Origin of the sequence: Nocardiopsis sp. MT53, from assembly GCF_019598965.1 — a bacterium.
GTDB classification, from domain to species: Bacteria; Actinomycetota; Actinomycetes; order Streptosporangiales; family Streptosporangiaceae; genus Nocardiopsis; species Nocardiopsis changdeensis.
This window is the reverse complement of the sequence record NZ_CP080599.1, coordinates 5,708,312-5,734,435: the sequence shown is the minus strand read 5'-3', so window position 1 is coordinate 5,734,435 and position 26,124 is coordinate 5,708,312. Positions and strand designations below refer to the sequence as shown.

General features: G+C 75.5%; 29 protein-coding genes. 17 read left to right on the top strand and 12 right to left on the bottom strand.

The window, feature by feature from the left end; all coding sequences use genetic code 11:
• Positions 1-283: 283 nt before the first annotated feature.
• On the bottom strand, positions 284-1,162 hold the full coding sequence (locus tag K1J57_RS25530) for an alpha/beta fold hydrolase (RefSeq protein WP_220561269.1): 879 nt from the start codon (positions 1,160-1,162) through the stop codon (positions 284-286).
• Positions 1,163-1,228: 66 nt separating this feature from the next.
• On the opposite strand from K1J57_RS25530, the gene K1J57_RS25525 reads away from it, so the two are divergent.
• Entirely contained in the window at positions 1,229-1,897 is a 669-nt protein-coding gene (locus K1J57_RS25525) for a winged helix-turn-helix transcriptional regulator (protein WP_255646587.1), read from the top strand.
• Positions 1,898-1,901: 4 nt separating this feature from the next.
• Here the strand turns inward: K1J57_RS25525 and K1J57_RS25520 are convergent, their stop codons facing one another.
• Positions 1,902-2,849, bottom strand: coding sequence for a saccharopine dehydrogenase (locus tag K1J57_RS25520; RefSeq protein WP_255646586.1), 948 nt, complete (start codon positions 2,847-2,849; stop codon positions 1,902-1,904).
• A gap of 53 nt (positions 2,850-2,902) precedes the next feature.
• Here K1J57_RS25520 and K1J57_RS25515 point away from each other — a divergent pair, with 53 nt between their 5' ends.
• The gene (locus tag K1J57_RS25515; protein ID WP_220561268.1) at positions 2,903-3,529 is read left to right on the top strand and encodes a TetR/AcrR family transcriptional regulator; all 627 of its coding nucleotides are present in this window, start codon (positions 2,903-2,905) and stop codon (positions 3,527-3,529) included.
• Between the two features lie 52 nt (positions 3,530-3,581).
• On the opposite strand, the gene K1J57_RS25510 is transcribed toward K1J57_RS25515, so the two are convergent.
• From K1J57_RS25510 to K1J57_RS25500, 3 genes are all read right to left on the bottom strand, one after another.
• Entirely contained in the window at positions 3,582-4,433 is an 852-nt protein-coding gene (locus K1J57_RS25510) for an alpha/beta fold hydrolase (RefSeq protein WP_220561267.1), read from the bottom strand.
• Positions 4,430-4,909, bottom strand: coding sequence for a GbsR/MarR family transcriptional regulator (locus tag K1J57_RS25505; RefSeq protein ID WP_220561266.1), 480 nt, complete (start codon positions 4,907-4,909; stop codon positions 4,430-4,432). The genes K1J57_RS25510 and K1J57_RS25505 overlap by 4 nt, the downstream gene beginning before the upstream one ends.
• Before the next feature lie 97 nt (positions 4,910-5,006).
• A complete protein-coding gene (locus K1J57_RS25500) occupies positions 5,007-6,791 on the bottom strand; it encodes a serine/threonine-protein kinase (protein WP_220561265.1) in 1,785 nt (594 codons plus the stop codon).
• A 235-nt stretch (positions 6,792-7,026) separates the two neighbouring features.
• On the opposite strand from K1J57_RS25500, the gene K1J57_RS25495 reads away from it, so the two are divergent.
• From K1J57_RS25495 to K1J57_RS25485, 3 genes are read left to right on the top strand one after another with little or no spacing between them, the layout of a single operon-like run.
• A complete protein-coding gene (locus K1J57_RS25495) occupies positions 7,027-7,971 on the top strand; it encodes a metal ABC transporter substrate-binding protein (RefSeq protein WP_255646585.1) in 945 nt (314 codons plus the stop codon).
• On the top strand, positions 7,968-8,732 hold the full coding sequence (locus K1J57_RS25490; protein ID WP_220561263.1) for a metal ABC transporter ATP-binding protein: 765 nt from the start codon (positions 7,968-7,970) through the stop codon (positions 8,730-8,732). The genes K1J57_RS25495 and K1J57_RS25490 overlap by 4 nt, the downstream gene beginning before the upstream one ends.
• Positions 8,720-9,601 carry a metal ABC transporter permease gene (locus K1J57_RS25485; RefSeq protein ID WP_220561262.1) on the top strand — a complete coding sequence of 294 codons (882 nt, stop codon included), beginning with the start codon at positions 8,720-8,722 and terminating at the stop codon, positions 9,599-9,601. The genes K1J57_RS25490 and K1J57_RS25485 overlap by 13 nt, the downstream gene beginning before the upstream one ends.
• Here K1J57_RS25485 and K1J57_RS25480 read toward each other — a convergent pair.
• Both K1J57_RS25480 and K1J57_RS25475 read right to left on the bottom strand, forming a co-directional pair.
• The gene (locus K1J57_RS25480; RefSeq protein ID WP_220561261.1) at positions 9,580-10,014 is read right to left on the bottom strand and encodes a hypothetical protein; all 435 of its coding nucleotides are present in this window, start codon (positions 10,012-10,014) and stop codon (positions 9,580-9,582) included. The two genes, K1J57_RS25485 and K1J57_RS25480, sit on opposite strands and share 22 nt — an antisense overlap.
• A 79-nt stretch (positions 10,015-10,093) precedes the next feature.
• Positions 10,094-10,693: an ABATE domain-containing protein gene (locus K1J57_RS25475; RefSeq protein WP_255646584.1), complete on the bottom strand. Its 600-nt coding sequence runs from the start codon at positions 10,691-10,693 to the stop codon at positions 10,094-10,096.
• A 105-nt stretch (positions 10,694-10,798) separates the two neighbouring features.
• On the opposite strand from K1J57_RS25475, the gene K1J57_RS25470 reads away from it, so the two are divergent.
• Complete coding sequence (locus K1J57_RS25470; RefSeq protein ID WP_220561260.1) at positions 10,799-11,560, top strand: metallophosphoesterase; 762 nt, start codon at positions 10,799-10,801, stop codon at positions 11,558-11,560.
• A 287-nt stretch (positions 11,561-11,847) separates the two neighbouring features.
• Here the strand turns inward: K1J57_RS25470 and K1J57_RS25465 are convergent, their stop codons facing one another.
• A complete protein-coding gene (locus tag K1J57_RS25465) occupies positions 11,848-12,663 on the bottom strand; it encodes a thioesterase family protein (protein ID WP_220561259.1) in 816 nt (271 codons plus the stop codon).
• A 135-nt stretch (positions 12,664-12,798) separates the two neighbouring features.
• Between K1J57_RS25465 and K1J57_RS25460 the strand changes: the two genes are divergently transcribed.
• Positions 12,799-13,563, top strand: coding sequence for a MerR family transcriptional regulator (locus K1J57_RS25460; RefSeq protein ID WP_220561258.1), 765 nt, complete (start codon positions 12,799-12,801; stop codon positions 13,561-13,563).
• 39 nt (positions 13,564-13,602) lie between these two features.
• Here K1J57_RS25460 and K1J57_RS25455 read toward each other — a convergent pair whose 3' ends face one another.
• On the bottom strand, positions 13,603-14,502 hold the full coding sequence (locus tag K1J57_RS25455; RefSeq protein ID WP_220561257.1) for an NADP-dependent oxidoreductase: 900 nt from the start codon (positions 14,500-14,502) through the stop codon (positions 13,603-13,605).
• Positions 14,503-14,574: 72 nt separating this feature from the next.
• On the opposite strand from K1J57_RS25455, the gene K1J57_RS25450 reads away from it, so the two are divergent.
• Positions 14,575-15,213: a bifunctional 2-polyprenyl-6-hydroxyphenol methylase/3-demethylubiquinol 3-O-methyltransferase UbiG gene (locus K1J57_RS25450; RefSeq protein ID WP_220561256.1), complete on the top strand. Its 639-nt coding sequence runs from the start codon at positions 14,575-14,577 to the stop codon at positions 15,211-15,213.
• An 88-nt stretch (positions 15,214-15,301) separates the two neighbouring features.
• On the top strand, positions 15,302-15,823 hold the full coding sequence (locus K1J57_RS25445) for an NUDIX domain-containing protein (protein ID WP_220561255.1): 522 nt from the start codon (positions 15,302-15,304) through the stop codon (positions 15,821-15,823).
• A 4-nt stretch (positions 15,824-15,827) separates the two neighbouring features.
• On the opposite strand, the gene K1J57_RS25440 is transcribed toward K1J57_RS25445, so the two are convergent.
• Positions 15,828-16,613: a DUF4253 domain-containing protein gene (locus tag K1J57_RS25440; protein ID WP_220561254.1), complete on the bottom strand. Its 786-nt coding sequence runs from the start codon at positions 16,611-16,613 to the stop codon at positions 15,828-15,830.
• Positions 16,614-16,782: 169 nt separating this feature from the next.
• Between K1J57_RS25440 and K1J57_RS25435 the strand changes: the two genes are divergently transcribed.
• Together K1J57_RS25435 and K1J57_RS25430 are read left to right on the top strand one after the other, a co-directional pair.
• The gene (locus tag K1J57_RS25435) at positions 16,783-16,971 is read left to right on the top strand and encodes a CsbD family protein (protein ID WP_220561253.1); all 189 of its coding nucleotides are present in this window, start codon (positions 16,783-16,785) and stop codon (positions 16,969-16,971) included.
• A 102-nt stretch (positions 16,972-17,073) separates the two neighbouring features.
• Positions 17,074-17,631 (top strand): hypothetical protein, encoded by a 558-nt coding sequence (locus K1J57_RS25430; RefSeq protein ID WP_255646583.1) that lies wholly within the window; start codon positions 17,074-17,076, stop codon positions 17,629-17,631.
• A gap of 15 nt (positions 17,632-17,646) precedes the next feature.
• On the opposite strand, the gene K1J57_RS25425 is transcribed toward K1J57_RS25430, so the two are convergent.
• Together K1J57_RS25425 and K1J57_RS25420 are read right to left on the bottom strand one after the other, a co-directional pair.
• Positions 17,647-18,639: a GNAT family N-acetyltransferase gene (locus K1J57_RS25425; protein ID WP_220561252.1), complete on the bottom strand. Its 993-nt coding sequence runs from the start codon at positions 18,637-18,639 to the stop codon at positions 17,647-17,649.
• 39 nt (positions 18,640-18,678) lie between these two features.
• Positions 18,679-19,089: a DUF2000 domain-containing protein gene (locus K1J57_RS25420; protein ID WP_220561251.1), complete on the bottom strand. Its 411-nt coding sequence runs from the start codon at positions 19,087-19,089 to the stop codon at positions 18,679-18,681.
• A gap of 121 nt (positions 19,090-19,210) precedes the next feature.
• Here K1J57_RS25420 and K1J57_RS25415 point away from each other — a divergent pair, with 121 nt between their 5' ends.
• The 6 genes from K1J57_RS25415 to K1J57_RS25390 all read left to right on the top strand — a co-directional run bounded on the left by K1J57_RS25415 (position 19,211) and on the right by K1J57_RS25390 (position 25,998).
• Complete coding sequence (locus tag K1J57_RS25415) at positions 19,211-19,678, top strand: Lrp/AsnC family transcriptional regulator (RefSeq protein ID WP_220561250.1); 468 nt, start codon at positions 19,211-19,213, stop codon at positions 19,676-19,678.
• Positions 19,679-19,772: 94 nt separating this feature from the next.
• Entirely contained in the window at positions 19,773-19,940 is a 168-nt protein-coding gene (locus tag K1J57_RS25410; RefSeq protein ID WP_220561249.1) for a hypothetical protein, read from the top strand.
• 188 nt (positions 19,941-20,128) lie between these two features.
• The gene (locus tag K1J57_RS25405) at positions 20,129-20,767 is read left to right on the top strand and encodes a maleylpyruvate isomerase N-terminal domain-containing protein (RefSeq protein WP_255646582.1); all 639 of its coding nucleotides are present in this window, start codon (positions 20,129-20,131) and stop codon (positions 20,765-20,767) included.
• Between the two features lie 199 nt (positions 20,768-20,966).
• The gene (locus tag K1J57_RS25400) at positions 20,967-22,367 is read left to right on the top strand and encodes an MFS transporter (protein ID WP_220561248.1); all 1,401 of its coding nucleotides are present in this window, start codon (positions 20,967-20,969) and stop codon (positions 22,365-22,367) included.
• On the top strand, positions 22,364-24,451 hold the full coding sequence (locus tag K1J57_RS25395; protein WP_220561247.1) for a molybdopterin oxidoreductase family protein: 2,088 nt from the start codon (positions 22,364-22,366) through the stop codon (positions 24,449-24,451). Before K1J57_RS25400 ends, K1J57_RS25395 begins: the two co-directional genes overlap by 4 nt.
• A gap of 98 nt (positions 24,452-24,549) precedes the next feature.
• Positions 24,550-25,998 (top strand): FAD-dependent oxidoreductase, encoded by a 1,449-nt coding sequence (locus K1J57_RS25390; RefSeq protein ID WP_220561246.1) that lies wholly within the window; start codon positions 24,550-24,552, stop codon positions 25,996-25,998.
• The last annotated feature ends 126 nt before the right edge of the window (positions 25,999-26,124 follow it).

Here is a 26,124-nt window from a genome sequence, read left to right as displayed (position 1 = left end):
GAAGGGGCTGGTCACCGGTCGCGGCGGGGGCGGGGGTCCGCCGCGGCTCCGGACGCGGGCTGGATCCGCCGCGGCCGCGCGCCGCGGCGGACCGGGCGCGCTTTCCCCGGTTTTCCCGGCGGGCCCGACCTGGGCGGACTCCGCCGCCGCGGGCGCCCCGCGGGGGCGGCCCCACCGGGGGCCGCCGGTGCTCCGGGGGGCCGATCGCGCCCCCGGAAAACGGAAAGCGCTTACATTTCCGGGGATCGGGCCCGCCGCCCCGGACGGGGCGGCGGGCCGGGCGTCAGCGGGCGGTGTGCGCGGTGACCTCGGCCAGCACCAGGTCCCACAGCGGCTCGGGCGGGTACTGGTGGCCCACGCCGGGCAGCGGCACCAGCCGGGCGCCGGGGACGGCCGCGGCCATCGCCCGCCCGTGGGGCAGGGGGAACATCGGGTCCTCGGTGCCGTGCAGCACCAGCGTGGGAACGGTGAGGGCCGCCGGGTCGGGGTCGGAGGAGCCGTCCTCCTCCAGGATCCAGTGGTTGGTCTGCGTCGCCGCCATGTCGGCGGTGCGGTCGTAGACCCGCGCGGAGAGCGCGCGCGAGCGCTCGGCGTCGAAGACCGACCCGGCGAACGCGCGCTCGCCCTCGACCATCGCCTCGATGGCGGCCTCGCGGTCGCTCCAGTCCGGCCCGGGTCCCTGGTCGGCGAACACGGCCTGGAGCCGCGGCTCCATCGGCGGCAGTTCGGGCCGGTCCGGGCCGCCGGTGCCGCCGGGGGTGGTGGACTGCAGGGTCAGGGTCGCCACCCGCCCGGGGTGGTCCAGGGCGATGCGCTGGGCGAGGTCGGCGCCCATGGAGATCCCCACCAGGTGGGCGGTGTGCGCGCCCACCCCGTCCAGGACGGCCAGGGCGTCGGCCACCAGGTCCTTGCGGGTGTAGGCGGGCGCTCCGGCCGGGTAGGCGGTGGACCGGCCGGTGTCGCGCAGGTCGTAGCGGACCACGTGGCGTCCGGCGGCGGCGAGCCGGGCGCAGAAGCCGTCCTCCCAGTAGTCCATGGAGGAGGCCGCGCCGCCGATGAGCAGGACGGTGGGGTCCTGGGCCGAGCCGAAGGCCTGTGCGCAGATCAGGGCGTCGCCGGAGGGCAGGAGCAGTTCTCCGGAGCGGGCGGGGTCGGTGGACATGGCGCTCTCCTAACTACTGAATTAATAGCTGCTACTATTATTTTCATAGTTTTGCGAGGAGGACAAGTGCCCGGTAAGAGGAGTTACGGCGAGGGGTGCCCGATCGCGCACTCCCTGGACCTGGTCGGCGAGCGGTGGGCGCTGCTCGTCGTCCGGGAGCTGCGGCTGGGGGCGCGCCGCTACAGCGACCTGCAGGAGGCGCTGCCCGCCATCGCGCCCACCGTGCTCTCCCAGCGCCTGAAGGACCTGGAGGCCGTCGGTGTCCTGCGCCGCCGGGAGCTGGAGCCCCCCGCGGCGGGCCGGGTGTACGAGCTGACCGAGTGGGGCGCGGAGCTGGAGCCGGTCTTCCGGGCGCTGGCCCGGTGGGGGGCGCGCTCCCCGGTCGTCCCGCTGTCGGGGCACGTCAGCGCCGACTCCGTGATGCTGGGCCTGCGGACCTTCTTCTCCCCGCCCGAGGGGCACGAGCCCTGGTCGGCGCGCTACGAGGTGCTGTTGGGGCGCGAGCGCTACCGGATCGGTGTCGAGCGGGGGCGGCTGGCGCACCTGGCCCGGGGGCGGGACCCGGAGGGGGCGGACGTGGTGGTGCGCACCACCAAGGAGGCCTGGCGGCGGGTCCTGGCGCGGGAGGAGCCTGTGGCCGGCGCGGTCGCCGCGGGCCGGCTGGAGGTCGAGGGCGATCCGGACCTGCTGGAGCGCCTCGTCGCGGCCGCGGCGCCGCCCCCTGCCGCCGGGTAGGGGCTCAGGCGCCGCGGGGGTCCAGGGTGACGCCGGGCAGGGCGGGCAGGTCGGCCAGTGCGGTGACCCGGTGCAGGTGGTGCACGCCCGGCGGCAGATTCGCGGCCAGGACCGCCGCGTGGGCGGTCACCAGGGCGGTGGCCCGTGACTGGCCGCGGCCGCGCGCCCGGCGCAGGTGGGGGCCGCTGCGGGCGGCCGCCGTCCAGGCGTCCGTGCCCGGCAGGTGCGGGACCCCGCGCAGGCGGCCCGCGCCGGGCAGGCGGGCCAGCAGCCCCAGGCCCCGGGTCAGGGCGGGGGAGTCCAGTCCCAGGTGGGTGCGGACCGGGCGGCCCAGGTCGCGGGTGAGCACGTGCTGGTCGGCGAAGTCGGCGCGCAGCAGCCGTCGCCGCCCCTGCCCGGGCAGGTCGAGCCGTGCGCCCCGGGACAGGTTGCGCACCGCCTCGCCGGTGGCCGGGTCGGGGAAGGAGCGGCCGAGCAGTCCGAGGGTCCACGCGGTGGCGGCCGCCCCGTGGGCCTCGCCCTCGCCCAGGAGCACGGCCACGTCGATGGGGTCGGTGCCCGGGTGGGCCGCGTGCAGGTCGGCGGCGAGCAGGGTGGTCAGGCCCGGGGCCAGGCCCACGCTGAGCAGTACCGGTGCGCGCGGGGCCAGGCGTTCGAGCCGGGCGGTGTAGCCGGCGGTGGCGGTGGGGTCGACGAAGGCCGCCCCGTGGTCGGCGGCGATCGCGGCCAGCGCGGGGTCCTCGGCCCCGGCGGCGTTGACCACGACGTCGATGCCCTCCAGGGCGTCGCGGTAGTCGTCGTGGCGGGTCAGGTCCAGGGGCAGGTCGGCGCGGCGGGGGTCGCGTCCGGCGGTCAGGCAGGTGTGTCCGGCCGCGCGCAGTGCGGCCGTGGCGGGCGCGCCCACCGCGCCGTAGCCGCCCAGGGCCAGCACCCGCAGAGTTCTTGTAGTCATACTCCAAATAGATATGTGGAGTGGCACTACAGTCAAGTCCTAGGATCGTGGCCATGGACACGCACGCCGTCGACGGGCGCACCGCCCGCTCCCTGGCCACCCGCGCCCGGATCGCGCGGGCCGCCGCCGCCCTGTTCACCGCGCGGGGGTACGCCGCCACCAGCGTCGCGGCGATCGCCGCCGAGGCGGGGGTGGGTGTGCAGACGGTGTACTACACGTTCAAGACCAAGGCGGCGGTGCTCGGTGAGGCCGTGGACCAGGCCGTGGCCGGGGACGCCGAGCCCGTCCCGACCCTGGAGCGCCCCTGGGTGCGCGAGGCGCTGGCCGCCCCCGACGCCCGCGGCCAGGTGCGCCTGCAGGTGGCCGGGACCGGTGCGGTGATGGAGCGGGTCGCCGGGCTGCTGGAGGCGGTGCGGGGCGGGGCCGCCGACCCCGACCTCGCCGGGCTGTGGCGTACCAACGTCGAGCAGCGCCGTACCGTGCAGCGGGTGTTCGCCGGCGCCCTGGCCGACCGGGGGGCGCTGCGCCCGGGGCTGGACGCCGAACAGGCCGCCGACCTCATGGTCGGCCTGCTCTCCCCGGAGCTGTTCACCCTGTACACCGTGCACCTGGGCCGCTCGGTGGAGTGGTGGCGCGAGCACACCGCCGACGCGCTGCTGCTCCAGGTGGTCCGGTCCTGACCGGGGGCCGCCCTGCCCGGTTCCGGGCTCGGGGTCCTGAACGGCCCGGGGGTCAGGCCAGGAAGCCGCGGACCAGTTCGGCCACGCGGTCCGGGCACTGGCGGTTGACCCAGTGCCCGGCCCCCTGGACCACCTCCAGCCGCGCCCCGGGCACCGCCGCGGCCGCCGCGGCGGTGCGGGCGGGGGCGACGCCGATGTCGCGGTCGCCCTGGACGAACAGGGCCGGACAGGAGATCTCGCCCAGGCGCGGGCGCAGGTCCACGTTCATGCGGATGGGGCCGATGGAGGCGTTCTGCCAGTCGGAGGAGCCCGTGCCGTTGGTCCGGGCCTCCTGGAGGACCTCGTCCACGATGGCGTCGAAGTCCTCGACGGGCCCGGGGATCAGGGCGGAGCGCACGAAGCGCTCCACGCCCGCGCGCGAGCGCATCATCATCCCGGGCAGGGTGGTGTTGAGGAGCCGGCTGCGGGCGGTGAGCCACAGCAGCTGGTGCACCACGGGCGGGAAGGAGAGCGTTCCGGCGGGGGCGATCGCCACCAGGCGCTCCACCCGGCGGGGGTGTTCGATGGCGTAGGCCAGGGTGAGCGCGCCGCCCTGGGACAGGCCCACCAGGGCGGCCCGGTCCAGGGCGAAGTGGTCCAGGACGGTGTCGATGACGCTCAGCAGCACGTGGTGGTCGGCGGTGCCCCGCCAGGGGCGGCTGCGGCCCTGTTTGGGCCAGTCGGGGGCGAACACGCGGTGGTCCGCGGCCAGGGCGGGGATCAGGTGCCGCCAGCTGAGCAGGGCGTTGTCCTGTCCCGCGCCGCTCAGCAGGAGGACGGGCGGGCCCTGGTCGCCCGCGACGGCGACGCTGAGGGGGCCTTCGGGGCGGGTGATGACGGTGCGGTCGAAGGGGTCGTGGGTCACGGTGCGGGGTCCTTTCCGCGGGTCCGCTGCCAGCGCTGGAAGAGGGCGGGCAGCTCCGACTCCAGGAACCGGTACAGCTCGTTGACGTTGGCCAGGCGCTCGCGGCGCTGCGCGGAGGCGTCCCGCAGGACGCGCAGGCCGTGCTCGGTGACCTCGCGGAAGCCGGAGGCCTGGGCGTAGCGGCGCTCCAGCATGCGGCTCCACCCGTCGGCGGAGATGCGCAGGTAGGCGTTGCGGTCGCCGGGGCGGCGCACGGTCTCGACCAGGCCGCTGGGGGTGAGCAGGCGGGCGGCGGTGCTCAGGGAGCTGCGGCTGACGTGGAGGGCCTCGGCGATCTGGGCGGGGCTCTGCTGGGGCGGGTCGCAGATCAGCAGCCAGCCGACCACCCGGCCGGAGATCAGGGGCAGGCCCTCGCGGGCGAAGAACTCCGCGACCTCGTCCACGAAGGCGGCCTCGTCGTCGGTGGGTGCGCTCATGCGAACAGATTACCGTCGTTGCAGTCATGACTGCAACAACGGTAATGGGTGTGCGGGGGGCGTGGTGCCGTGGACGGCCGCCGACGACCGGGGCGGGTCAGGGGGCGAAGGAGTCCAGGGCGGCCGCGCGCATGTCCTCGTACCCGGCCCAGTCCCCCTCGAGGCCGGCCCAGGCGACGGTGTAGTACACGCCGGGGGAGGCCGTGATGTTGCGGGCCAGGACGCGGCGCTGCTGCCCGTCGCCGGTCCAGCCGAACTCCCAGTCGGCGGCCGACTGGAAGGGGGTGCGGTCGGTGACGTCCTCGACCAGGATCCGCCGGTAGTCCGGCAGCCGCCCGGAGTCGATGACCCCCTGCTCCTGGTCGAGCACGTGCTGGTACTCGTCCTCGGTGGGGTGTTCGGCGCTGTCGATCTGGAGGTAGGTGGCGTCGGTGGGGGAGTCGTAGAAGACGCTGGTGCCGTCGACCCGGCGGATCCACCCGTCGGGCACCAGGATGGAGAAGCCGTTCTCGGGGTCCGGTGTCCAGGTCATGCCGCTGTGGGCGGGCTCCTGCGGCTCCTCCTGGGTCTGCCCGGTCCCGGGGGTGGCGTCGGCGGCTGCGGTGGTGTCGGCGGCGTCCGCGTCGTCGGAGGGCGCGCCGTCGCCGGGGCCGGAGCCGTCGGACAGGGCGGTCCCGGTGGGGGCGCCCCAGGGGTCGACCACCACCAGGACGGCGGCCCCGGCGACGACCAGGGCCAGGCCCAGGGTCAGGACCACCACCGGCCAGGAGAGGCGGCCGCGCGGGGCGGGCCGCCCCGCGCGGGGCCGGGGGCGCCCGTCGGGGGCGCCCGGGGGCGGGGGCTGGACCGGGAGGGTGGGGGCGGTGCGGGGCGGGATGAAGGAGCCGGTGAGGGCGACCTGCCGGGTGGTGCCGGCCGCCGCGGGGCCGGACTGTACCGGGGGGCCGACAGGGGCCGGCGGTGCGGCCGGCGCCTGGGGTCCGGTGCCGGGCGGGGGGACCTGGGGCGCCGCCGCAGGGGCCAGGGCCGTGGCCGCCGGGGCCCGGGGGGCGGGCGCGGGGGCCGTCCCGGCCTCCAGCAGCGCCCGGCAGCGCCGGGCGTCCAGGCGCCGCTGCGGGTCCTTGGCCAGCAGTCCGTGCACCGCCTCGCGCAGCGGCCCCGGGGCCAGCCGTTCCGGCGGTTCCTGGTGGAGGATGGCGTTGAGGGTCGCCGGGACCCCTTCGCGGCGGAACGGGGAGATCCCCGTGGCCGCCAGGTACAGGGTCGCCCCCAGCGACCACAGGTCGCCCGCGGGGGTGGCCGGCCCCGACGAGAGGCGTTCGGGGGGCAGGTAGGCGGGCGACCCCATGATCCCGGCGGTCTGGGTGACGGCCGTGGTGTCGGCGATCGTCGCGATGCCGAAGTCGGTGAGCACCACCCGGCCGCCGTCGGTCACCATGACGTTCTCGGGTTTGACGTCCCGGTGCGTGATGCCCTGCCGGTGCGCGGTGTCCAGGGCGCTGAGCAGGTCCAGGCCCCACCGGGCGACCTCCTGGGCGGGGCGGACGCCCTCCCGGCGGACCAGTTCGTACAGGGAGCACCCGGTGAGGAACTCCATGACGATCCAGGGGCGGTCGTCCTCTTCGAAGACGTCGTGGACGGTGACGATGTTGGGGTGCGACCCCATGGCGGCGGCCTGGGCCTCGCGGCGGGCGCGGGCGGCGGCGCGGGCCCGCTCCTCCTCGCTCAGCCCGGGGCCGAACAGGATCTCCTTGACGGCGACGGTGCGGTTGAGGTCGTCGTCGTGGGCCTTCCAGACCCGCCCCATCCCCCCGCGGCCGAGTTCGGCGGTGAGGCGGTAGCGCTCGCGCAGCAGGCGCTCGGGTTCGGTCTCGGACCCCATCGGGCTCCCTCGGGTGCGGGCCGTCGTGTACGGAAGAGGCGCGCACGGGGGGCGGCCAGGGCACGATTGTAGTGATGTGCGCGCCCGCCCCGGACCGCCCCCGGTGCGGGGCCGCGGCCCGTCGGCGGGTGCGCACCGGCCTGAGCTGGGAGGGGCGGGGCGCGGGTGGGGGCGGGAATGGGGGACGCCACGTCCGACACGCATGGTTTCGCCCGTACGTGGTAAAAAGTTAGGTGTGCCGAACTTCAGAGATTGGAACCCTTCACCGCGCTGGGCCGCCGCTCCGCTCGTCCTCGCCCTGGCCCTGACCGCCTGCTCCTCCCCGGCGGGCTCCTCCTCCGCCGGCGCCGACGACGGGCGCCCCCTGGTCCTGACCACGTTCACGGTCCTGGCCGACATGGTCGAGAACGTCGCCGGCGACCGCGTCCGGGTCGCCTCCCTGACCCGCCCCGGCGCCGAGATCCACGGCTACGAGCCCGTCCCCGACGACCTCGTCCGCGGACAGGACGCCGACCTGATCCTGGAGAACGGCCTGGGCCTGGAGGCCTGGTTCGCCCAGTTCACCGAACGGGTGGACGCCCCCACCGCCGTGCTCTCCGAGGGCGTGGAGACCATCCCCATCTCCTCCGGCGACTACGAGGGCGAACCCAACCCGCACGCCTGGATGTCCCCCGACAACGCCCTGGTCTACGTCGACAACATCCGCGACGCCCTGGTCGGGCTGGACCCCGAGGGCGAGGCCGGGTACACGGCCGCCGCCGAGGCCTACAAGGCCGAGATCACCGAGGTCGGCGACTACCTGGAGGAGGAGCTGGGCTCCGTCCCCGAGCCCGCCCGCGCCCTGGTCACCTGCGAGGGCGCCTTCTCCTACCTGGCCCGCGACGCCGGGCTCGCCGAGATGTACCTGTGGCCGGTCAACGCCGAGAGCGAGGCCACCCCGCAGCGCATCGCGGAGGTCACCCGGTACGTCGAGGACAACGGGGTGCCCGCGGTGTTCTGCGAGAGCACCGTCAACGACGGCACCCAGCGCTCGGTCGCCCGGGCGACCGGGGCCGAGTTCGCCGGACCCCTGTACGTCGACTCCCTGTCGGAGGAGGGCGGCCCCGTGCCCACCTATCTGGACCTGCTGCGCCACGACGCCGAGGCCATCGTGGCCGGGCTCGCCGGGGGGCGGCCGTGAGCGCCGCGGCGCCTCCGGCGCCCGCGGTGGAGGTCGTGGACGCCACCGTCCACTACGGCGACGTGCTCGCCCTGGACGGGGTGTCCCTGTCGGTGGGGCCGGGCCGGATCTGCGGGCTGCTGGGCACCAACGGCTCGGGCAAGTCCACCCTGTTCAAGACCGTCCTGGGGCTGGTGCGCGCCGACCGCGGCCGGGTGCGGCTGCTGGGCCTGGACGGCGCCACCGCCCGCCGCAGGGGGCTGGTGGGGTACGTGCCCCAGACCGAGCAGGTGGACTGGGACTTCCCGGTGAGCGTGCGCGAGGTGGTCATGATGGGCCGCTACGGGCGCATGGGGCCGCGCCGGCGCCCGCGCGCGGCCGACCGCGAGGCGGTGGAGCACGCGCTGGAGCGCACCGACCTGACGGGCCTGGCCGAGCGCCGGATCGGCGCGCTCTCGGGCGGCCAGCGCAAGCGGGCGTTCGTCGCCCGCGCCCTGGCCCAGGGCGCCGACGTGCTGCTGCTGGACGAGCCCTTCGCCGGGGTCGACAAGGGGTCGGAGGCCACCATCACCGCGCTGCTGCGCAGGCTGCGTGACGAGGGCCGCACCCTGCTGCTGTCCACCCACGACCTGGCCCGGGTGCCGGAGTTGTGCGACGAGGCGGTGCTGCTGCAGCGGCGCGTCGTCGCCCGGGGCGCGCCCGAGGAGGTGCTGCGTCCGGAGACCGTCATGGAGGCCTTCGGCGTCCACGTCGAGGAGGAGGGGGAGCGGTGGAGGCGCTGACCGCGGTCGTCGACTGGTTCGCCGTGCCGGTGCAGTTCGACTTCGTCCGCCGCGCGCTGCTGGTGGCCGTGGCGGCCGGGGTGGTGTGCGCGGTGCTCTCGTGCTGGATGACCCTGGTGGGCTGGTCGCTCATGGGCGACGCGGTCTCCCACGCGGTGCTGCCGGGGGTGGTGCTGTCGTACATGTTCGGGCTGCCGTTCGCGCTGGGCGCTTTGGTGTTCGGCACCGGGTCGGTGGCGCTGATCGGGGTGGTCAACCGCACCTCCCGGGTCAAGGAGGACGCGGTCATCGGGGTGGTGTTCACCGCGATGTTCGCGCTGGGGCTGGTGCTGGTGTCGGCGGTGCCCAGCCAGACCGACCTGGGGCACATCCTGTTCGGGAACGTGCTGGGGGTGTCCGACGCCGACATCGTGCAGATCCTGGTGCTGGCGGCGGTGGTGCTGGGCGTGGTGTGGTTCAAGCACCGCGACCTGACGCTGTACGCGTTCGACCGGGTGCACGCCCACGCGGTGGGGATCAACCCGCGCCTGCTGGAGACGCTGCTGCTGGGGCTGCTCGCGGTGACGGTGGTGGTGGCGCTGCAGGCGGTGGGGATCATCCTGGTGGTGGCCATGGTGATCATCCCGGGGGCGACCGCCTACCTGCTCACCGACCGGTTCGAGCGGATGCTGGTGATCTCGGTGGGGGTGGCCGTGGTGGCGGCGGTGGCGGGGGTGTTCGCCAGTTACCACCTGAACGTGTCCACCGGCGGGTCCGTGGTGCTGGCGCAGGCGACGGCGTTCGCGCTGGCCTACCTGTTCTCGCCGCTGCACGGTGTTCTGGGCCGGCGGCGGCGCCGGCCTGCGGGTCAGAGCACGGCCCGGCAGTAGAGGCGGTGTCCCCGGGCGGCCGCGGTGCGGGCCAGGTCGGCGAGCCCCTCGGTGAAGCCGGCCGGGCCCGAGGTGTCGGCGCCGTCCGGGAGGAGGCCGGCCGCCCACGCGGCCGCGGCGCGTTCCCGCTCGGAGGGGGTGGCCGCGGCCAGGGCGTCGCGCAGCCGGTCGGTGAGCGCCATCATCCACATGCCGCCGTGGGCCGGGTCGGTGAGCAGTGCCGCCGCCCGGGGGTCCCGGCCGACCTCGTCGGCCGGCAGTCCGGTCAGGGCCGCCTCCAGCCCGCCCAGGTCGACGGCGGGGTGGACCCCCTTGACGGACAGCAGCGGCACGCCGGCCTCGGTGAGGTCGGCCTCCAGCAGGGCGGCGGCCGCGGTGTCGTCGGCGGCGGCGAGGTAGTCGTAGATCGGCATGGCGCCAGTACACCGCATCCCCGCGACATTCGGCCCCGCGCCGTGGGCCGGGCGGTCGGGGGGCGGGCCGGTGCCCGGTTCAGGTGCGGGCGGCGGCGTGGCGGCGGTAGTGGCGGGCGGCGCGGGCCCGGTTGCCGCAGGAGGTGCCGCACCACTGCTGGCGTCCGTGGGCCTGGACGAAGTAGCGCTCGCAGCGCGGGGCGGTGCAGACCCGCAGCCGTTCGCGGTCGGGCCCTTCCAGGAAGGCGATGGCGGCGCGGGCCAGTGCCGCGACGGTGTCCGGGCAGCCGCCGCCGGGGGCGAACTCCACGGTGGGCACGTCCGGTCCCTCCCAGCGCAGCCGGGGCACCACGGCTTGGCGGGCCGCCGCGGCGTTGAGCAGGGCGAGCGCCTCCCGGTCGGGGGGCGGCAGGCGGGTGTCGGCGGGGTCGGGCCGGGCCGTGCCGACCACGCGGGCGAACAGCGTGCGCACCGCCCCGCGCAGGGTCACCACCTGGGCGTGCAGCTCCTCGTCCACCGGCGGTGCCGCGCCCTCGGGCAGCAGGTGGGCCGCGGCGGCCAGCCAGTGCGCGGTCCCCTCGACGCCGTCCAGGTCGTCCGCCACGCCGGAGCCGTCGTGGCGGATCGTCCCGGCCAGTTCGAGTGCCAGTCGGCCGTCCATGATCCCCCGTTCGTTCACCGCAACCCCACTTGCCCGCATCCTTCCCCACGGGCTAGCGTTCTAACGGTTAACACTAACTTATCCGTTAGAACCTCGTCTCCGGTGAACCCGGAAAGGACCCCGATGACTCTTCTTCTCGCGCACATCAGCGACCTGCACCTGGACGGCTCCGAGCGCGCCACCGAGCGCGCCGAGCGCACCGTGGCCTACCTGCGCGACCTGCCGCAGGCCCCGGACGCCCTGCTGGTCACGGGGGACATCGCCGACACCCCCGCGCGCGAGGAGTACGAGGAGGCGGCCCGGCTGCTGGACCTGCCGTTCCCGGTGATCGTGTGCCCGGGCAACCACGACGACCGGGCGGGGCTGCGCACGCACCTGCTGGGGGAGGGGGCGTCGGCGGAGCCGTTCAACCGGGTGCACCACGTGGCGGGGGCGGCGGTGCTGGCCTGCGACTCCACCATTCCGGGCGAGGACGGCGGGCGGCTGGACACGGCCACGCTGGTGTGGATCAACGAGACGCTGAGCGACCTGCCGGCGGACGTTCCGGCGCTGCTGGCCTTCCACCACCCGCCGGTGCGGATGCACCACCCGCTGCCGGACTCGATGCGCCTGGGCAACGCCGACGACCTGGCGGGGCTGCTGCGCGCCCACCCCCGGGTGGCGGGCATCCTGGTGGGCCACATGCACACCGGCGGGGCGACGATGTTCGCGGGGCGGCCGCTGCTGCTGGCGCCGGGGGTGACGTGGACGCTGCGCATGCCCTGGGAGGGCGAGCCGGTGGCCGACCGCACCCAGCCGCCGGGGGTGGCGTTCCACCTGTTGGACGAGGACCAGCGGCTGAGCACGCACTTCCGTGCGGTGATGCGCGCCGGGGCGGAGGTCTGAGCGGGCGGGCGCGCCGTGCGCGCGGGGGGTGGCGCCGCGTTTTCGCCGGTCGGGCCATGCCGTCGGGGGGCGGGTGGTGTGCGCGGGGGCGGCGGTGCCGGGGAGCACTTCGGGGCCGCCACGAGTCGGTGGCGGCCCCGTCGGGCGGAAGGTCCCGACCGAACCGGTGGCCGCGCGGGCGCGGCCTGGTCGGAGCGCTTCCCGGTTCGACGGGCCCGGGCAGGTCGGGCCGGGCGCCGTCGGACCCGTTGGGATTCTAGGCGAGCGGGGGGAGTCGCCGGTCCCGGTCAGAGGAGCATGGCGAGCTGGCGGCACTGGGCGACCAGGGTCCCGGTGGAGTCCCAGATCTCCATGTCCTCCTCGTGCAGGCCGCCGGAGACGTGCTTGGTGAAGACGCGGCAGGCCAGCCAGCCGGGGGCGGGCCGGGCGCGCACGTGGACGCTCAGTTCGACGGTGATGGTCGTGAACTCTCCGATGTCGAGGACGGCGGGCGGGGCGAAGTCGACCATGGCGGGCAGTGCGTGGACGTCGGGTTCGCGGCCGTCGGCGAAGCGCATCCAGAACTCGGCGTGGGGGCGGCCGTCCTTCCTGCCGTCCAGCCAGCCGGGGCGGGTGGGGTAGCGGTACTCGACGCTGTGGGCGATGCCGAGCCCGTCGGGTTTGTCCGCGAACTCGTCGGGGACGGGGCAGTCCCCGGGGGCGGGCAGGTCGGGCGGGGTGTCCAGGGTCAGCACCCGGGCGGCGGGGTTCGGGGTGAGGTCGCCGTAGGTGGCGGTGGCGCGGATGACCTCTTTGCCGTTCTGCTCCAGGACCACCTGGCCGGTGGCGGTGCGGCGGCCCTCGCGGATGACCTCGGTGCGGGCGGTGGCCGGGCCCGGCGCGGCGGGTCGCAGGAAGAACGCGGAGACGGCCAGGGGGTCGGGCTGGCCGAGGTTCTGGCGCAGGGCGTTGAGGGCGGTGCCCAGGACGTACCCGCCGTTGGGGTGGGAGGTGAAGGTGGTCCAGGCGTCGGTGAGGGTGGCTGCGAACTCGCCGTCGGCCAGTTTCTCCACGCGGGTGTCGCGGTCGAACCGGTACTGCTCGGTGATGGGGTCAGGGCTCATGCCGCAATGTTACCGGCGAGTAGGGGCCGGTCGGGGGCGCGGAGGCGAAACGGGTTGACCCTGACGCGGCGTCAGGGCCTAGCGTCGGAGGGACCGGGAACACCCCCGTCACCTGCGCGGACACAAGGAGGGCCGATGGGCCGCACCGTGGGCGAGGTCGCCCGCCTGAGCGGGCAGACCGTGCGCACCCTGCACCACTACGACCGGATCGGGCTGCTCGTCCCGGCCGAGCGCACCCCCTCCGGCTACCGCAGCTACAGCGACGGGGACCTGGAGCGGCTGCGCCGCATCCTCACCTACCGGGAGCTGGGCTTCGGCCTGGAGGAGATCGCCGGGATCCTCGACGACCCCGCCGCCGACACCCGCTCCCACCTGCTGCGCCAGCACGGCCTGGTGACCGAACGCATCGAACGCCTGCGCGCCCTGGCGCGCAGCCTGGAACTCCTGCTGGAGGCCGACACCATGGAACTGAACATCACCCCCGAGGAGCGCCTGGAGCTCTTCGGCGACTTCGACGTGGAGTCCCACTCCGCCGAGGCCGAACGGCGCTGGGGCGGCTGCGAGGCCTACGCGCAGTCCCAGCGCAAGGTGGGCTCCTACACCAAGGAGGACTGGCGACGGAACCAGGCCGAGGCCGCCGAGATCTACCGGGCCCTGGCCGACGCGATGGCCGAGGGGGCGCCCGCCGACGGCGAGCGGGCCATGGACCTGGCCGAGCGCCACCGCGAGCACATCACCCGCTGGTACTACGACTGCACCACCGAGATCCACCGCGGCCTGGGCGCCCTGTACGTCGACGACGAGCGGTTCACCGCCACCATCGACGCCGGCGCCCCGGGGCTGAGCCTCTACCTGCGCGAGGCCTTCGCCGCCAACGCCGACCGCCGCGAACGCCCCTGACCGCCCCGCCCCGGGGCGACCCGGGGCGGGAGCGAGGGCTCAGGGGATGAGGACGATCTTGCCCGAGCCGTGCGCCTCCAGTTCGGCGTGGGCCTGGGCGGCGTTGGCCAGGCTCATCAGGCGGGGCTCGGGCATCACCAGCCGCCCCTGGGCCTGGGCGTCCAGCAGGGTGCGCAGCACCTCGGGGGTCTGCCCCGCCGCGCCGCCGGAGGAGAACCGCACCCCCAGCTCCTGGGCGGCGCCGTCGGCCAGGGTGACGATCCGCTCTGTGGTGCCGCCGCGCAGCGCGATCGCGTCCGGCAGCACCCCGTGCCCGGCGGCGTCCAGCACCGCGTCCACCCCCTGGGGAGCGGCCTCGCGGACCCGGTCGGCCAACCCTTCGCCGTAGGCGACCGGGATCGCGCCCAGCGCCTGAACCCGCTCCAGGTTCGCCTCCCCGGCGGTGCCGACGACGGTCACCCCGCCGGCCACCGCGAACTGCACGGCGATCGCCCCGACCGTTCCGGACGCCCCGTGCACCAGCAGCGTCTCGCCCTTGCGGGGCGCCAGCTCCCGCAGTCCGCGCAGCGCCGCCTCCCCGGCCACCGGCAGTGCCGCGGCCTGCGCCCAGTCCAGTTCCTCGGGCTTGGCCGCGTAGGTCCCCACCAGCGCGTACTCGGCGTATCCGCCGGTCAGCGCCCAGCCCGCCACCGCCTCGCCCACCGCCGTGTCGGTGACGCCCTCGCCCAGGGCGTCGACCGTTCCGGCGACCTCCGAGCCCAGGCCGCGCGGCAGGGTCCCGAACCGCATGGCGCCCGAGCGCACCTTGACGTCGAACGGGTTGACCCCGGCCGCCTTGACCGCCACCCGTACCTGCCCGCGCCCGGGTTCGGGGCGGTCGGCCTCCTCGACGGTGAGCACCGACGGGGCGCCGTACTCGGCGAAACGGACAGTGTGCATCGGGCGTTCCTCTCGTCCCACGGGTGGTCTAACCTAACGTGCCCGCCCCGCCCCCGTCCCGAACGAGGAGACATGCCCGGACTCCTGGCCGCCGTCGACCGGTTCAACGACGCCCACCCCTGGGACCACAACGCCCACTACCACCGGTGGCTCCTGGAACAGCTCCCGGCGCGCGTGGACCGCGCCCTGGACGTGGGCTGCGGTACCGGCGACCTGGTGCGGGCGCTGGCCGGGCGGGCCGCGGAGGTGGTGGGGGTGGACGCCGACCCGCGTGTGGTGGACCTGGCCCGCGCGGCGACGGGGCGGTGCCCGGGCGTCTCCTTCCGGGTGGCCGACGCCGCCGAGGAGCTGCCCGAGGGGCCCTTCGACGTGGTCACCTGCGTGGCGGTGCTGCACCACCTGCCGTTCGCCCCGGCCCTGGAGCGGATGCGCGACCGGCTCGCCCCGGGCGGGACGCTGCTGGTGCTGGGCGTGCACGAGCCGTCGCAGTTCACCGACCACCTGCTGGGCGCCGCCGCCGTCCCGGCCAACCTCGCCGTGGGCTGGGCGCGCGGGCGCCGCCCGCGCCCGGAGGCGATGACGGCCCGCACCGCGCCGGCCGCCATGACGCTGCCCGAGATCGCCCGCGAGGCGGGCCGGATCCTGCCGGGGGTGCGGCTGCGGCGGCACCTGTTCTGGCGCCACTCCCTGCTGTGGCGGGCGGAAGGGTGAAAACGGGTGGCGTGTCGGCGCGGACACGGTGCACAGTTCCACAGGAAAATCCACATAACGCCCGAATTCACTGGGAAGTGAGCCGCCCGTGCGCTGGACCGTCCACTCGGAGCGCCCCCTCTACACCGACCCGTGGCTGGACGTGCGCGTCGCCGACGTCGAGCTCCCCGACGGCCGGCACCTCGACCACCGGCTGATCCGCCGCCCCCGCGGCGCGGGGGCGGTGCTGCGCGACGGCGGCCGGGTGCTGCTGCTGTGGCGGCACCGGTTCATCACCGACACCTGGGGTTATGAGATCCCCATGGGCGGCGTCCACGAGGGCGAGGACCCGTGCGCGGCCGCCGCCCGTGAGGCGGAGGAGGAGACGGGCTGGCGGCCGGGCACCCTGGAGCCGCTGCTGCGGGTGCAGCCCTCCAGCGGCCTCACCGACAGCGAGCACCACGTGTTCGTCACCGACGACGCGGTGCGCGTAGGCGAGCCCGCCGACGCCTGGGAGTCCGAGCGCCGGGACTGGGTGCCGCTGGCGGAGGTCCCCGCGCTGGTCGCCCGCGGCGAGCTGGTCGGCGCCACCACCGTCAGCGCCCTCCTCTACCTGCTCTGCCGGGCGTGAGCGGTCAGTCCCACCAGAAGGACCAGGTCTCGTCGCCGATCAGCGACTCGGCGTAGGACTCCAGGCTGCCCGTGCCCTGCCAGACGTTGTCGGGGCACAGGGCGAAGTGCTCGGCGGCCACGCGCATCGCCCGCTCGCGGTCGGTGACGACGCAGGCCGTGCTCAGCACCAGGGTGTCGAACCCGGCCATCACCAGCCGCGTCCCGAACCGGCGCTCCCAGTCGGCCAGGACCGCGGAGATCGCCGTGACGTCCAGGCCGTGGTTGACCGCCCCCTGCCAGCCGATGACGCTGAGCGCCTCGGCGCCGGAGGCCGCCCGGACCAGGCCCAGGCGGGGGTCGGGCCGCTGGGCGAGCCAGGCGGCGCTGCGGTCGGCGCACTCGCCGGGGTCGGCGGTCAGCGGCGCCTCGGGGGCCAGGCCCGGCCAGGTGAGGCCGTGGGGGGCGGTGACGGCGAGCCGCTGCTCGGGGACGAGGTGGTCGTACTCCTCGTCGACCTCGGTGGAGCCGCTCCAGGCCTTGGCCAGGACGGCCTCCACGTCGTGGTCGGCGGCCGCGCCCGGGGCGGGCGGGGAGAGTTCGCCGGTCTCCCAGGGGCGGTCGCCGTCCTCGTCGCTCATGGAGGTCAGCAGCAGCGGCCACCACCCCGAGTCGGCGTGGGCGGCGCGCAGTTCCTGCCACAGCCCGTCGGGGGCGGTGCCGTCGCTGATCCACATGACGGGTTCGCCGGCCCCGGAGAGCGCGGGTTTGCCCGGCGGGAGCTGGATGGAGATGTCGGCCTGGGGGTCCATAGGGGGTTCCTCGTCTTCCTTCGACCACGCTCGGATCGCGCAGGCAGAGTACCGACTCCCGGGGGCGGGCCACTCCCCGGAGGGGTGCGGGTCCGCGGCGATGCATGAAAATCCCCCGGACGGTCAGTGGCCCCGGTAGGAGAACGATCCGGAGCAACAGGAGGACACGATGGCCGAGGAGAACAAGGGCCCGAACAAGTTCGACGAGCTCCGCGGCAAGGCCAAGGAGCAGGCGGGCAAGGTCACCGGCAACCGCGAGCAGGAGGCCGAGGGCAAGGTCGAGCAGAACAAGGCCAAGCTCAAGCAGGCCGGCGAGAAGGTGAAGGACGCCTTCACCTCCGACGACAAGAACCGCTGAGCGCGGTGTGAGGGCCCCGCCCGGGAGGGCGGGGCCCTCACCTGCCCGGGGGTGCGGGAAAACGCCTGGCACGGGGCGGCCGGGGGCGGTTACCGTACCCCGGTGAACATCACCCGCACCCGCTGGCGCGCCCCCGCGCTGGCCGAGACGGTGGCGGCCATCGCCGCCGAGGCCGACCGCGCTTGGGAACGGACCCTGGCCGAGTGGGGCGCGGCCCCGGGCACCCCGGCCGAGCGCGACCTGGCCGCGCTGGTCGCCGACGCGCCCGACCGGTTCGAGTGGCGCGTCGTGGACGCCGCACTGGACCTGCTCGCCTGCCCCGACTGCGGTGCGCCCCTGGGGTCGGGGGAGCGCGGCTGCGGCCCCTGCGACCTGGCCGACGGCAACCGGTACGCCGCCCGCGAGGTCGACCGCCCCGCCGTCGCGCCGCGCAACGAGCACGCGGTGCGGGTGGCCTGGACGGTGGCCCGCCATCCGCACCGGTATGGGCCGCGCGCGGTGTGCGGGATGGAGCTGAGCCTGCCCGAGGTGTACGCGGGCCGCATGCCGACCACCGCGCAGGCCCAGGCCTACCGCCGCCTGATCGACGGGCTCACCGACGCCCAGGTGGAGAGCGTGGCCTCCCTCGATGAGCTGCTGCGCCTGGCGGCCCGCCGGTGACCGGGCCCGGGCGCCTCAGCCCTGTGCGGTGAGGTCCTCCTCCACCAGCAGCCGCTCGGCGGTCTTCTCGTAGCCCAGCAGCCGGTTGACCTGGAGCATCGCGGTGTTCTCCCGGTTCAGGGTCACCGCCATCGCCTGCACGTGCGGGAAGTTGTCGTGTACCCGCAGGGTCTGGGTGGCCTTGACCCGGCTGGCCAGGCCCCGCCGCCGGTGGGCGGGCAGCACGGCGGTGTCGTGCTGGTCGGCGACCGGCCCGTGCGTCACGGTGCACACGGTGGCCGCCACCACCTCGTCGGAGAACCGGTCGACCACCGCGCCCACCAGCAGCCGCGAGCCGTCCTCGGTGATCCTCCGCTCCCAGGCCCGCACGTCGTCGGGGCCCCACCGGCGCGGCTCCTCCTGGAAGGCGGCGCCGGGCGCGTCCAGCAGGTGGTTCATCACCTCGCCGAAGGACTTCACCAGCGCCGGGGGCGCCGACCCCACCCAGTGGGTGATCCGGTACCCGCGTTTGGGCGCCGACGCCAGCCGCCAGCACCGCTGGAGGGTCTCCTCGTCGAAGGTCTGCACCTGGAGTTCCAGGTGCAGCAGGGTGCGCAGGTTCGGGCTGGTGCGGGCGAACGCCTCCCCGGCCCGGCCGGCCAGGACGGTGCTCTGCAGCCGGGTCATGCCCTCGGCGCGGGCCCGCGCGGCGGCCGCCGCGCGCAGCCGGGTGCCCAGGCCGCGGCGGCGGGCGGGGGCGTCCACGAACAGGCGCAGGAACCCGATGCCCTCGTCGTGGGGCTGGCGCCGCAGCTCGGCGGTGCCCAGGATCGGTCCCCCCTGGTCGGGGCGGGCCGCCCACCGCCAGGCCCGGCCGCCGCGCCCCTGCCCCAGCCGCTGGGCCAGTTCGTCGGGCTCGGGGGCGCTTGCGGACAGTTCACGTCGCCCCGCCACATGGACCGCGCTCCACGCCGCCAGGTCGGCGGGGGCGGCCGTGAGGGGATCGAAGACCTCCACCACTGGACTCACACGTCCACCGTTTCACACCACCCCCGCCCCTGTCCCGGTTCAGCGCAGCAAGGACAGCCGTTTGGTGAGCCGGTTGACCTCCCCCCGCGCCCCCAGCAGCGCCAGCCCGGTGTACTCCACCTCCTCCGGGGCGGTGTCGGCCAGCGCGTCCAGGTAGGCGACGTAGTCGCGCGAGCGGCGGGCCACCTCGTTGAACCCGACCACCAGCAGCCCCTGGTCCTCGGCCTCCTCCTTGATCTCGCGCAGCTGCTCCCCGGTGGCGGTCAGGGTGGGCACCGGGTGCGGGTTGAGGCCGGCGTGCACCCGTCCGCCCGCGTCCTTGCCGTCGGCCGCCACCGAGTGCTCCAGCCGGCCGCCCAGTGCGAGCCCGAGCACCGCGCCCGCGTTGGCCGCCTGCCCGGGCGGCAGGTCCTCGCGCAGTACGACGACGATCTTGGTGTCCATTGCCATGGTCCGCCTCGCTCCCGTGTTCCGTTCATCCGCCAAGTGGACGCGCATCAGGCTAGACAGCTGGATGCCGTCGATGGTGCAATGCCGAACATCATTCGGAGCGAGGGGCGGGGAACGGACCGTGGACGAACTAGATTCGGCGATCGTGCGCGAACTCCAGCGCGATGCGCGGCAGACCAACCGGGCGCTGGCCGCGAAGCTGGGGGTGGCGCCCTCCACCTGTCTGGAGCGGGTGCGCCTGCTCCGGCGGCGCGGCGTCGTCCGCGGCTTCCACGCCGACATCGACCCGCAGGCGCTGGGGCGCCGGGTGCAGGCGTTCGTGTCGGTGCAGCTGCGCCCGCCCAGCCGCCGGGCGATCGAGGGCTTCAAGGCGGCGATGCACGCCCTGCCGGAGGTGTCGGCGGTGTACGTGGTCGCGGGGGAGCACGACTTCCTGGTCCACGTGTCCGCGCCGTCGCTGGACGCGCTGCACTCCTTCCTCATCGACCGGCTCACCGAGCGCCGGGAGGTGGCGGGCTTTCGCAGCCAGATCATCTACGACAGTGTCGTGAAGACGGTGGCCGAGCCGCTGGAGCCCGGCACCGGCTGAGCCGGGAAAAGGGGGTGCGCACGCGGGGCGGGGGAACCGGCGGGGGGTCGGGTGCGTCAGAGGGGGGAACCCGCACCGTCCGGAAAGGCCGCCCATGAACGCGAAGAACGCCGCCTTCTCCCTGCCGCTCGGCGTGGCCTTCGGCATCGTCTTCGGCATGCTCTTCGACAACATCGCGCTGGGGATCGCCATGGGCGTGGCCCTGGGTGTGGCCTTCGGGGCCGGGGCGTCCGCCGCCGGCTCCAAGCGCGACGACTCCTGACCCCGCCGCCCGCGCCGGGGGTGGGGCGGTCGTCGAGGCACCCCGGGGCGGTCCGGCCCCGGCGCCCCCGGCCAGGATGTCCCCATGGACATTCCCCACCACATCGACGCCCTGGCCGCCGAGGGCCGCCTCCTGGCCGAGGCCGCCGAACGCGCCGGGCTCGACGCCCCCGTCCCCACCTGCCCCGGGTGGACGGTCCGCGACCTGCTCGCCCACACCGGCCGCGTCCACCGCTGGGCCGCCTCGCACGTGGCCTCGGGCAACGGCGGCCCGCCCGCGCAGGCCGCCTGCCCGAGGACGCCCGCCTCCTGTCGTGGTTCCGCGAGGGGCACGCCGCCCTGGTCGGCACGCTCGCCGGCGCCGCCCCCGGCACCGAGTGCTTCGCCTTCCTGCCGGCCCCCTCCCCGCTGGCGTTCTGGGCCCGGCGGCAGTGCCACGAGACGACCGTCCACCGCATCGACGCCCAGAGCGCGCTGCGCCCCCCGGCGGACGCGCCGGACCCGGCGGTCGCCCCCGAGGTGGCCGCCGACGGCGTCGACGAGCTCCTCATGGGCTTCCTGGCCCGGCCGAAGAACCGGCCGGCCTCCGACCCGCCGCTGACCCTGGCGGTGCGCTCCACCGACACCGGCCACGCCTGGACCGCGGCCATGACCCCGCAGGGCTCGTCCCCGGCCCGCGGGGACGCCGACGCCCCCGACGCCGTCCTGGCCGCGCCGGCGGCCGAGCTGTACCTGGTGCTGTGGAACCGGGCCGAGCCCGCCCCCGGCGCCCTGGCCGGGGACCGGCGCGCCCTGAAGGCGTGGCGGGGGTCGGCCCGGGTCGGCTGAGACGAGGTGACACAGGTGTCGAAGGCCACACCCGGGCCTTCGGCACCGCCGGTAACCTGCGCGAACAGGGGGTTCTCACGGACGCCCCGGCCTCCGGGTGAGCCCACTGTTTCCCCCGTGTTACGGCCCGACACGTCCAGGCAACGCACCCTTCCTACCTTCGATAACGTCAGCCGACACCGAACAGGAAGGGCCGGCCGTGACCCCCGAGACAGGCCGCCGCGCACCGCGCACGGGCAAGAGCTGGATCTCCCACTGGGATCCCGAGGACACCGCCTTCTGGAACGACGGAGGCCGCCGCACCGCCCGCCGCAACCTGTGGGCGTCCATCTTCTCCGAGCACATCGGCTTCTCCGTGTGGAGCCTGTGGTCGGTGCTGGTGCTGTTCATGACCCCCCAGACGGGGTTCGACTGGTCCCCGGAGCAGAAGTTCCTGCTGGTGTCGGTGGTCTCCCTGGTGGGCGCGGTCCTGCGCGTCCCCTACACCCTGGCGGTGCCGTTCTTCGGCGGCCGGAACTGGACCATCATCTCGGCGGCCGCGCTGCTGCTGCCCACCCTGCTGGCCGTGTACCTGATCGGCAGCCCGGACACCCCCTACTGGGTGTTCGTGGTCCTGGCGGCGACGGCCGGGCTGGGCGGGGGCAACTTCTCCTCGTCCATGGCCAACATCAACTTCTTCTTCCCCGAGCGGGAGAAGGGGGTGGCGCTGGGCCTGAACGCCGGCGGCGGCAACATCGGCGTGGCCACGGTGCAGCTGGTGGGCCTGGGCGTCATCGCCCTGTTCACCCTCGACGGCGCCCGGCTGGTGCCGCTCTTCTACGTGCCCTTCCTGCTCCTGGCCATCTGGGTCGCGTTCCGGCACATGAACAACCTCACCGGTGCCCGCACCGATGTGGCCGCGCAGCTGGCGGCGACCCGGGACCGGCACTTCTGGATCATGTCGTTCCTGTACGTGGGCACCTTCGGCTCCTTCATCGGGTTCGGGTTCGCCTTCGGCCTGCTGCTGCAGAACCAGTTCGGGCTGGAGCCCCTCCAGGCGGCCTCCATCACCTTCCTGGGCCCGGCCATCGGCTCGCTGGTCCGCCCGGTGGGCGGGCGCCTGGCCGACCGGCTGGGCGGCGCCCGGGTCACCCTGTGGAACTTCCTGGCGATGGTCGCGGGCACCGCGGTGGTCGTGTTCGCGATCAACGCCGACTCGCTGCCCCTGTTCGTGGGCGCCTTCGGGGTGGTGTTCGTCCTCACCGGCCTGGGCAACGGCTCGACGTACAAGATGATCCCGTCCATCTACGCGGCCCGGGCCCAGGACGCGGTCTCGCGGGGCGAGGACCCCCTGGAGGCCCACTCCTACAACAAGCGCATCGCCAGCTCCATGCTGGGGCTGATCGGGGCGATGGGCGCCCTGGGCGGTGTGGCCATCAACCTGGTCTTCCGGGAGTCCTTCCGGATGACGGAGTCGGCCGCCCCCGGGTTCCTCGCCTTCCTCGGCTTCTACCTGGTGTGCGCCGCGGTCACCTGGGCGGTCTACCTGCGCCGTCCCCGCGCCGCCGCCCCCGGTACCGCCGACCGCACCGACGACGCCGTGGAGTCCGCGCAGCGATGACCACCACCCACTGCCCCTACTGCGCGCTGCAGTGCGCCATGCACCTGGAGACCGGTCCGGACGGCCGCCCCGCCGCCCGGCCGGCCCCCTTCCCCACCAACCGTGGCGGGCTGTGCCGCAAGGGGTGGACCTCCGCCGAGGTCCTGGGCGTCCCCGACCGCCTCACCCGCCCCCTGCTGCGCAAGGACCGCACCGGGGGGTTCGGCGAGGTCGACTGGGACACCGCGCTGGACCACGTCGCCGAGCGCCTGCTGGCGCTGCGCGCCGAGCACGGCCCGGACTCCGTGGCCGTGTTCGGCAGCGGGGGGCTGACCAACGAGAAGTCCTACGCCCTGGGCAAGTTCGCCCGCCTGGCCCTGGGCACCTCCCAGATCGACTACAACGGCCGGTTCTGCATGTCCTCGGCGGCCGCGGCGGGGAACCGGGCGTTCGGCCTGGACCGGGGGATGCCGTTCCCGCTGACCGACGTGGGCGCCTCCGAGGTCGTCGTGCTGGCGGGCGCGAACCCGGCCGAGACCATGCCGCCGATGATGGGCCACCTGTCGGCGCCGCGCCTGATCGTCATCGACCCGCGCCGCTCGGCCACCGCCCGGGTGGCCCTGGACAACGGGGGACTGCACCTGGCCCCGCGGCCGGGCACGGACCTGGCGCTGGCCCTGGGGCTGCTGCACCTGGCCGGGGTGCGGGGCTGGATCGACCGCGCCTACCTGGACGAGCGCACCACGGGGTTCGAGGACGCGTGGGCGCACGCCGCCGCCTGGTGGCCCGAGCGCACCGAGCAGGTCACGGGGGTGCCCGCCGTCCGCCTGCGCGAGGCCGCCGACGTGCTGGGGGCCGCGGCCCGGGCGCGTTCGGCCTACATCCTCACCGGCCGGGGCAGCGAGCAGCACGCCAAGGGCACCGACACCGTCACCGCCTGGATCAACCTGGCCCTGGCGCTGGGCCTGCCCGGCCGGGAGGGTTCGGGGTACGGGTGCATCACCGGGCAGGGCAACGGCCAGGGCGGCCGCGAGCACGGCCAGAAGGCCGACCAGCTGCCCGGCTACCGCCGTATCGACGACCCGGCCGCCCGCGCCGACGTGGCGGCCGTGTGGGGGGTGGACCCGGGCGCCCTGCCCGGGCCGGGCCGCTCCGCGTTCGAGCTGCTGGACTCCCTGGGGGAGGGCGGCGGCGCCCGCGCCCTGCTGCTGTTCGGCTCCAACCCGGTGGTGTCGGCCCCCGACAGCACCCGGGTGCGCTCCCGGTTGGAGTCCCTGGACCTGCTGGTCACCGCCGACTTCGTGCTGTCGGAGACGGCGGCCCTGGGCGACGTGGTGCTGCCGGTCGCCCAGTGGGCGGAGGAGTCGGGCACCATGACCAACCTGGAGGGGCGGGTGCTGCGCCGCAACCGCGCCTTCGCGCCGCCCGAGGGGGTGCGCACCGACCTGGAGGTGCTGGCGGGGCTGGCGGTGCGGCTGGGCCAGCCCGCCGACCGGTTCCCCACCGAACCCGACGCGGTGCTGGCCGAGCTCGGCCGGGCCACCGAGGGCGCCCCGGCCGACTACTCCGGGGTCACCCCCGAGCGGCTGGCCGCCGGCGAGGCCCTGTACTGGCCGGTGCGGCGGGGCGCCGGGCCCACGCCGCGCCTGTTCCTGGACTGCTTCGCCCACCCCGACGGCCGGGCGCGCCTGGTCCCGGTCGCCCACCGGCCGCCGGCCGAGTCGGCCGACGCGGCCTTCCCGCTGATCGCCACCACCGGGCGGCTGATGGGCCACTACCAGTCCGGCGCCCAGACACGCCGGGTGCCCGAGCTGGCCGGGGCCGAGCCGGAGGTGTACGTGGAGGTGCACCCCGACACGGCCGCCCGTGCCGGGCTGGGCGAGGGCGACGCGGCGCTGGTCACCTCGCGCCGGGGCGCCACGCGCGCCCGGGTGCGGCTGGAGCCCGCGGCCCGCCTCGACACGGTCTTCCTGCCCTTCCACTACGCGGGGGAGCAGGCCGCCAACAACCTCACCAACCCGGCCCTGGACCCGGTCAGCCGCATGCCCGAGTTCAAGGTGAGCGCCGTGCGCCTGGAGCCGGCCCCGCCGGAACCGGGCCCGTGACCCCGCAGAGCCCCGGGCACGCGCGGCCCGCGCCCCGTGCCCGTCCCCGCCCGGCCGACGCCGTCCGGCGCGACACCCCACCCCGTAGGAGGCAGCAGTTGAACACCGTGCAGGGTGCACGCCGGATCGTGGTCGTCGGCAACGGAATGGTCGGCGCTCGGTTCGCCGAGGAGGTGGCCCGCCTGGACCCGGCGGGCGAGCGCGTCCACGTGACCGTGGTGGGGGCCGAGCACCACCCCGCCTACAACCGGGTCCTGCTGTCGGGTCTGGTGGCGGGGGACTACACCGCCGAGCAGATCCGGCTGCCCGTCCCCGACACGCCGGGGGTGACCGTGCGCACGGGCCTGTCGGCCGTCTCCCTGGACACCGCGGCGCGCACCGTCGCCCTGGACGACGGCACGGGCCTGGACTACGACGAGCTCGTGCTGGCCACCGGTGCCCGCGCGGCCTTCCCGCCCGTCACGGGGGTCTCGGCCGCCGACGGCGCCCCGGGGGAGGGGGTGTGCGCCCTGCGCGACCTGGACGACTGCCGCCGGCTGCTGGCCCTGGTGCGCCCCGGCGCCCCCGTGGTGGTGCTGGGCGGCGGCGTCCTGGGCCTGGAGGCCGCCCGGGGGCTCCAGAGCCGCGGGGCCCGGGTGTCGGTGGTGGAGTCCTCGCCGTGGATCATGCGCCGCCAGATCGACCGCGCGGCCGCCGACATCCTGCGGCGCCGCTACGACGCGCTGGGCGTGAAGGTGCACTCCTGGCGGGTGGCCTCGCGCTGGATCCCCGGTACCGGTCTGGAGCTGGACGACGGGCGGGTGCTGCCGGGGGACGCCCTGGTGGTGACCGCCGGGGTGCGCGGCAACATCGAGCTGGCCAAGGACGCGGGGATCGAGGTGGAGCACGGGGTCCTGGTGGACGACGCCCTGGCCACCTCCGACGCCCGCGTGCACGCCATCGGCGACTGCGCCCAGCACCCCGGCGGGGGCGCCGGCCTGGTGCAGCCCGGCTGGGAGCAGGCCGCGGTGCTGGCCCGGCGGCTGACCGGGACCGAGCCGCAGGCCCGCTACACCGGTTCGCGGCCGGTGACGCGGCTCAAGGCCGAGGGGATCGAGCTGACGGCGTTCGGTGAGGTGCACACCGACGAGGAGGACGGCGGGGACCTGGAGATGCTGACCGTCAGCGACCCGCACGGGGGCCGTTACGCCAAGCTGGTGGTGCGCGCGGACCGGCTGGTGGGCTCGGTGCTGCTGGGGTTCCCGGAGGCCGCGGCGGTGCTGTCGCAGCTGCACGACTCCGGTGCCCCGGTGCCCGCCGACCGGCTGGCCCTGCTCCAGGGGACCGTGCCCGCGGCGCCCGCCGGGGAGGCGGGGGAGCGGCCGGCGCCGGTGGTGTGCCGGTGCAACGCGGTGACCCGCGACGACCTGGAGCAGGCGTGGCTGGACGGGGCGCGCACCCGGGAGTCGATCGCGGCCGCCACCAGGGCGACCACGGGCTGCGGCGGGTGCGTGCGCGACGTCAACGCCCTGCTGTCGGGGTGGGACACCAAGGCCCCGGTGTCCTGAGGCCGGTGCGCTGAAGGACGGCCGCCCGCGGCCCGGCCCCCTTCCCTCACCGCCCCTCTCCGGGCGGCGGGCGGCGCGCACGGCCCCGTCGGCCAGGACGGGGCCGTGCCCTCCCCCGGGGCGGGA

Bases quoted from the DNA above. Each gene is read 5' to 3' on its own strand.
- K1J57_RS25520 (WP_255646586.1), bottom strand. From the start codon at position 2,849: ATGACTACAAGAACTCTGCGGGTGCTGGCCCTGGGCGGCTACGGCGCG.
- K1J57_RS25470 (WP_220561260.1), top strand. From the start codon at position 10,799: ATGACTCTTCTTCTCGCGCACATCAGCGACCTGCACCTGGACGGCTCC.
- K1J57_RS25410 (WP_220561249.1), top strand. From the start codon at position 19,773: ATGAACGCGAAGAACGCCGCCTTCTCCCTGCCGCTCGGCGTGGCCTTC.
- K1J57_RS25450 (WP_220561256.1), top strand. From the start codon at position 14,575: ATGCCCGGACTCCTGGCCGCCGTCGACCGGTTCAACGACGCCCACCCC.
- K1J57_RS25530 (WP_220561269.1), bottom strand. From the start codon at position 1,162: ATGTCCACCGACCCCGCCCGCTCCGGAGAACTGCTCCTGCCCTCCGGC.
- K1J57_RS25500 (WP_220561265.1), bottom strand. From the start codon at position 6,791: ATGGGGTCCGAGACCGAACCCGAGCGCCTGCTGCGCGAGCGCTACCGC.
- K1J57_RS25440 (WP_220561254.1), bottom strand. From the start codon at position 16,613: ATGGACCCCCAGGCCGACATCTCCATCCAGCTCCCGCCGGGCAAACCC.
- K1J57_RS25515 (WP_220561268.1), top strand. From the start codon at position 2,903: ATGGACACGCACGCCGTCGACGGGCGCACCGCCCGCTCCCTGGCCACC.
- K1J57_RS25460 (WP_220561258.1), top strand. From the start codon at position 12,799: ATGGGCCGCACCGTGGGCGAGGTCGCCCGCCTGAGCGGGCAGACCGTG.
- K1J57_RS25435 (WP_220561253.1), top strand. From the start codon at position 16,783: ATGGCCGAGGAGAACAAGGGCCCGAACAAGTTCGACGAGCTCCGCGGC.
- K1J57_RS25395 (WP_220561247.1), top strand. From the start codon at position 22,364: ATGACCACCACCCACTGCCCCTACTGCGCGCTGCAGTGCGCCATGCAC.
- K1J57_RS25455 (WP_220561257.1), bottom strand. From the start codon at position 14,502: ATGCACACTGTCCGTTTCGCCGAGTACGGCGCCCCGTCGGTGCTCACC.
- K1J57_RS25420 (WP_220561251.1), bottom strand. From the start codon at position 19,089: ATGGCAATGGACACCAAGATCGTCGTCGTACTGCGCGAGGACCTGCCG.
- K1J57_RS25480 (WP_220561261.1), bottom strand. From the start codon at position 10,014: ATGCCGATCTACGACTACCTCGCCGCCGCCGACGACACCGCGGCCGCC.
- K1J57_RS25505 (WP_220561266.1), bottom strand. From the start codon at position 4,909: ATGAGCGCACCCACCGACGACGAGGCCGCCTTCGTGGACGAGGTCGCG.
- K1J57_RS25465 (WP_220561259.1), bottom strand. From the start codon at position 12,663: ATGAGCCCTGACCCCATCACCGAGCAGTACCGGTTCGACCGCGACACC.